The following is a 5,000-nucleotide window of genomic DNA, read 5'->3' as shown; positions in this document are numbered from 1 at the left end:
TGTTGCTGTCCTATAACCCCAGTCGGTCATGCCAACTGGTTTGGGCTGGTTCCCGTTCGCTCGCCGCTACTTAGGAAATCATTATTTATTTTCTCTTCCTTCAGCTACTAAGATGTTTCAATTCGCTGAGTTTGCTCTTTCCCGTCTATTTTATTCAACGGGCAGTATATAGGGTTGCCCCATTCGGAAACCTGCGGATCAGGGCTTGCTTCCAGCTCCCCGCAGCTTATCGTAGGTAACCACGTCCTTCATCGCCTTCTTGTGCCTAGGTATTCACCGTGAGCCCTTTGTAGCTTGACCTCTGTGTTTTCACTTTGGATCTACTTGCTTCTTATTACTATTACTATGCAGTTTTCAAGGTTCTTTCTAAATTCTTCGCTTTCGCTAGAATTTAGCAGTCTCTCTAGTTTTTGGCTCTTTGCCTGACTAGATGAGTTGCTAAACTCTTGCTCTCGCTTTCGTTGGTCTGTCATAGTTTGGTGGAGATAAGGAGATTCGAACTCCTGACTTCCTGCGTGCAAAGCAGGCGCTCTACCAACTGAGCTATATCCCCAGAGTTGTCATTAGCTTTTATACTAATGATTTCTCAAGTGGGCCATACTGGACACGAACCAGTGACCTCACGGTTATCAGCCGTGCGCTCTAACCAACTGAGCTAATGGCCCTTTTGTGTTGTTTGAATCAGAACCTGACTTAGTTTGAAAGCTTTCCAATATTCCTCGAACGACCTTGGGATGACTTACTTCTGACTTAATACTGTATTGTTTCAGTCTAGAAGTAAATAGGTCTCCCTATAAGGAGGTGATCCAGCCGCACCTTCCGGTACGGCTACCTTGTTACGACTTCACCCCAGTCACCAGCCCTGCCTTAGGCGCCTCCCTCCCTTGCGGGTTGAGATAACGACTTCGGGCGTGACCAGCTTCCATGGTGTGACGGGCGGTGTGTACAAGGCCCGGGAACGTATTCACCGCAGTATGCTGACCTGCGATTACTAGCGATTCCGCCTTCATGCAGGCGAGTTGCAGCCTGCAATCTGAACTAAGACCGGGTTTATGAGATTAGCTTGCATTCGCATGCTTGCGACTCTTTGTCCCGGCCATTGTAGTACGTGTGTAGCCCAAGGCGTAAGGGGCATGATGACTTGACGTCATCCCCACCTTCCTCCGGTTTGTCACCGGCAGTCTCTCTAGAGTGCCCAACTTAATGATGGCAACTAAAAACGAGGGTTGCGCTCGTTGCGGGACTTAACCCAACATCTCACGACACGAGCTGACGACAGCCATGCACCACCTGTGTTCGTGCTCCCGAAGGCACTCCTCCCTTTCAAGAGGATTCACGACATGTCAAGCCTTGGTAAGGTTCTTCGCGTTGCATCGAATTAAACCACATACTCCACCGCTTGTGCGGGCCCCCGTCAATTCCTTTGAGTTTCAATCTTGCGACCGTACTCCCCAGGCGGGGTACTTAACGCGTTAGCTACGGCACTGATCGGGTCGATACGACCAACACCTAGTACCCATCGTTTACGGCTAGGACTACTGGGGTATCTAATCCCATTCGCTCCCCTAGCTTTCGTACTTCAGCGTCAGTTGAGATCCAGCAGGACGCTTTCGCCACTGGTGTTCTTCCAGATATCTACGCATTTCACCGCTACACCTGGAATTCCTCCTGCCCCTATCTCTCTCTAGCTATTCAGTTTCCATTGCCGATCCAAGGTTGAGCCTCGGGCTTTGACAACAGACTTAATTAGCAGCCTACGTACGCTTTACGCCCAATAATTCCGGATAACGCTTGCATCCTCCGTCTTACCGCGGCTGCTGGCACGGAGTTAGCCGATGCTTATTCGTTAGGTACCGTCATTATCTTCCCTAACAAAAGAGGTTTACAACCCACAGGCCTTCGTCCCTCACGCGGTATTGCTCCGTCAGGCTTTCGCCCATTGCGGAAAATTCCCCACTGCTGCCTCCCGTAGGAGTCTGGGCCGTGTCTCAGTCCCAGTGTGACTGGTCATCCTCTCAGACCAGTTATCGATCGTCGCCATGGTAGGCTATTACCCCACCATCTAGCTAATCGAACGCAAGCTCATCTACAGGCATTAAAACTTTCACCTCTCGGCATATCCGGTATTAGCAGTCATTTCTAACTGTTGTCCCGAACCTATAGGTAGATTCTTACGCGTTACTCACCCGTCCGCCACTAAGTCCGAAGACTTCGTTCGACTTGCATGTGTTAAGCATACCGCCAGCGTTCATCCTGAGCCAGGATCAAACTCTCCATGGTGTCTTTATACTTTCAAGATTGCTCTCTACTTTTCTAAAGCGTTTTTCCTTTCGGATGGGTTTGACTTTTTTAAGCTTTTCGCTTATCCTGTCGGATAACTAGTTATTTCTCAATAATCTAGTCTTTTTTATGTTTCTGACGAGGTTTATTGGTTTCTTAAAGCTTTCAAACTATTTGGTTGTCTAGGTTCTTTGCACTCCCCTCGCAGGGCGGGTTTCGCTTCGCTTTCGCTCGTCGCTCCCTTCAGCGCTTTACTAAGTTATCAAGGTTGGCTGGGTTTGTCAAGCGTTTTTTGATATTTCTTTTTTTCCTCTGCCTTCCATTCTCTTCTTCCCTTGCTCTGTAACAGTGTTATGCCGAAAAGTTTTTTAAGGTTTTCTTGCTAGCGCTTGGAAATGTAGTGTGATTATTGAGGTGATGGGGTTATTGGTTGACAATGTATGGGGAGGAAATCGCTTTTAGCTGACCCGATCGCACTAAAGCTTGGTAAATGAAAGCCGCGACTTCGGCTCTGGTTGATGGCTGGTTGGAGTTTAAGAGTTTTAGATTTGGATAATTGACGACCATACGGTTCTCGGTTGCGGCGGCAACACTGCTGCGGGCATAGGCAGGAATAGTAGTTGCGTCTGAGTATGCTTGCAAGGTTGTGTCGGTAGGTTTAGTTGGTGCATAGCCTAGTCCATTAGCTAAAGAAACAAGAATTTGCACGCGGGAAATATTTTCATTGGGGCGGAATGTAGTGGCGGAATAACCAGACATAAAACCTGTGGTATAGGCTTTTTGAATGGCGGTAGCAGCCCAGTAATTTGAATCAACGTCCGTAAAAGTGGCACTACTACGGATAGTTGACTTGTTCATGGCTTGGCTGAGCAATGCGGCAAATTGCGCTCGGGTGACAGGATCGTTGGGTCGGAAACTACCATCGGGAAATCCTTTGATAATATTTCTAGAGGCTAATTCTTGGATAAAGGTTTGTGCCCAATAGTTGTTAGGTACATCTTTAAAAGTGACTTGAGTCGTTGGGACTGTAGGGGTAGATGGTGATGTAATTGGGGAGGTTGGTTGGACAAGATTGACTGAGCCTTGGACTCGCTTAGGATCGACTTGGTTGCCGATCGCAACGACTGTGACTCCAGAGGCATTGTTAATATCAGTTTGCTTATTATTTTGAAAAATATTTTGACCAAGGCTAGCGGTTGTACCGAGATCTACTGTGGGTTGTCCCTTGCGATCTTTCAAAATTACTAGACCATTTTCCTGATTGTTGGCAATGAGATTATTGCGAAATGAGGGCATAGATAGGTTCGAGACAACGATGCCACCTCGGTTGTTGACGATGCGATTGGAGATAACAGCAACTTTTGAGTTTTGCCCGATCGCTAGCCCAAATCCTGTGTTATCAAAGGTGTTGGACTGAATATTGCCTGTGCTTGTACCAAGAGCTGAGAGACCATTTGCACCATTTTTAGTAAAAATGTTGTTGCTGACATTGGCGGAAGTTGCACCTGTTAAGAAAACTCCGTCATGGGTGGAATTGGCAAAGGTGTTGCTTGTGATGGTGACGTTTTGGGCTGACTCAACCCAAAGAGCATAGCCTCTAGGATTTTTATTGGTAATGGTGATGCCTTCAATGCGAGAGCCACTACCAACGAGCATGGCAATATTTTGACGAGCAAAGGTGGGACTGACAAAAACTCCACCGCCAGAAATAATAATTTCTTGACCTTGGTTGGCAGAGTTACCGCGCAAAGTTACCCCAGAGGGAATTGTGAGGGGGAATTTTTCTCCCGTTTCGACTGAGTAAGTCCCAGATGCTAATTGAATAATTTCACCACTTTGAGGATTTTTATTGAGAGCAGCGGTTAGCGATCGCAATGGCTGATCAGCCGAGATACCTGAATTAGCGTCTGAGCCGTTGGCAGAGACAAAAATAACGGTGTTGGCTTGAGCAATTTGCAGTGTGGTTAGAGAGTTTGAACTAGCTGGATTAGAATTTTGCGCGATCGCCAACTCAGTTAATGTGACAATTTGAGATAATCCAAAAGTAAAAAGAAATGCAAGTCTCAGAGATGTCCGTGAAAATGACATAAATTTATCCTCTACAATTTATTTAAGTCTCAAAATTTTTAAGTCTTTGGATATGCCGAGGTTGACGCGAAGCACCTCAAATAGTTTCTTGAGCGGCTTAGCGTCAATCTCCCAAAACTCCAACTCAATATACAGCCAAGTTTTAATTTTGGTTTTGCATCGATCGAGGTATTTGTGAGTTCACTTCCTGTCCCATCCCATATCCACTACGAGCTTTTGCTCCAGTTACTGGAGCGTCAGACCTTGCCAGCACTGCACAATGAGATGAAGCAACCGCACATAGCAACAAAGATGAATGTTTCGAGGGAGCATCTTCAGGCTGCCATTATAAATCTCCGCAAGGCTTTTGCTTTACAAAAGCAGGTTGAAGATCTGTGCGAGTATCACGGTATTCAGGTTTCTTATCGTTGGTCGCTGAGTGAATCGGAGCAAGAGATGGGGAAATCATTAAAAGAAATCTCTAATCCCTCAAAAGATTCATAATCAGTGCTCTAGCCGAAAAAGAAAAGACATCGCAAAGCGATGTCTTTTCTTTTTCGGGTTTGAATGTCTGAAAGTTTACTCATACGGCTTTAGCCACTTATATGTTGGGACGAAACCAAAACCCAAAAGAGAGTTGCGGCGCAAAGCGC

Annotated in this window: 2 protein-coding genes, 2 tRNA genes and 2 rRNA genes (1 of these 6 running past the window's edge); 1 reads left to right on the top strand and 5 read right to left on the bottom strand. The window is 46.4% G+C overall.

Features of this window, described 5'->3' with window-relative positions; translation table 11 throughout:
• From APA_RS18685 to APA_RS18665, 5 genes are all read right to left on the bottom strand, one after another.
• A 23S ribosomal RNA gene (locus APA_RS18685) occupies positions 1 to 300 on the bottom strand; it reaches 2,522 nt to the left of the window's first position.
• 177 nt (positions 301 to 477) lie between these two features.
• A tRNA-Ala gene (locus APA_RS18680) sits at positions 478 to 553 on the bottom strand.
• 38 nt (positions 554 to 591) lie between these two features.
• Positions 592 to 665, bottom strand: a tRNA-Ile gene (locus APA_RS18675).
• Between the two features lie 129 nt (positions 666 to 794).
• Positions 795 to 2,280 (bottom strand): 16S ribosomal RNA (locus APA_RS18670).
• Together the 16S and 23S rRNA genes with 2 tRNA genes alongside form the textbook arrangement of a ribosomal RNA operon.
• A gap of 423 nt (positions 2,281 to 2,703) precedes the next feature.
• Positions 2,704 to 4,368 carry a DUF1565 domain-containing protein gene (locus tag APA_RS18665; RefSeq protein ID WP_201323762.1) on the bottom strand — a complete coding sequence of 555 codons (1,665 nt, stop codon included), beginning with the start codon at positions 4,366 to 4,368 and terminating at the stop codon, positions 2,704 to 2,706.
• 174 nt (positions 4,369 to 4,542) lie between these two features.
• Between APA_RS18665 and APA_RS18660 the strand changes: the two genes are divergently transcribed.
• Positions 4,543 to 4,851, top strand: coding sequence for a DUF5340 family protein (locus tag APA_RS18660; protein ID WP_201323761.1), 309 nt, complete (start codon positions 4,543 to 4,545; stop codon positions 4,849 to 4,851).
• The last annotated feature ends 149 nt before the right edge of the window (positions 4,852 to 5,000 follow it).

It is taken from the genome of Pseudanabaena sp. lw0831, from assembly GCF_016584665.1.
Taxonomy (GTDB): Bacteria; Cyanobacteriota; Cyanobacteriia; order Pseudanabaenales; family Pseudanabaenaceae; genus Pseudanabaena.
This window is presented reverse-complemented; position numbering and strand designations above follow the sequence as displayed.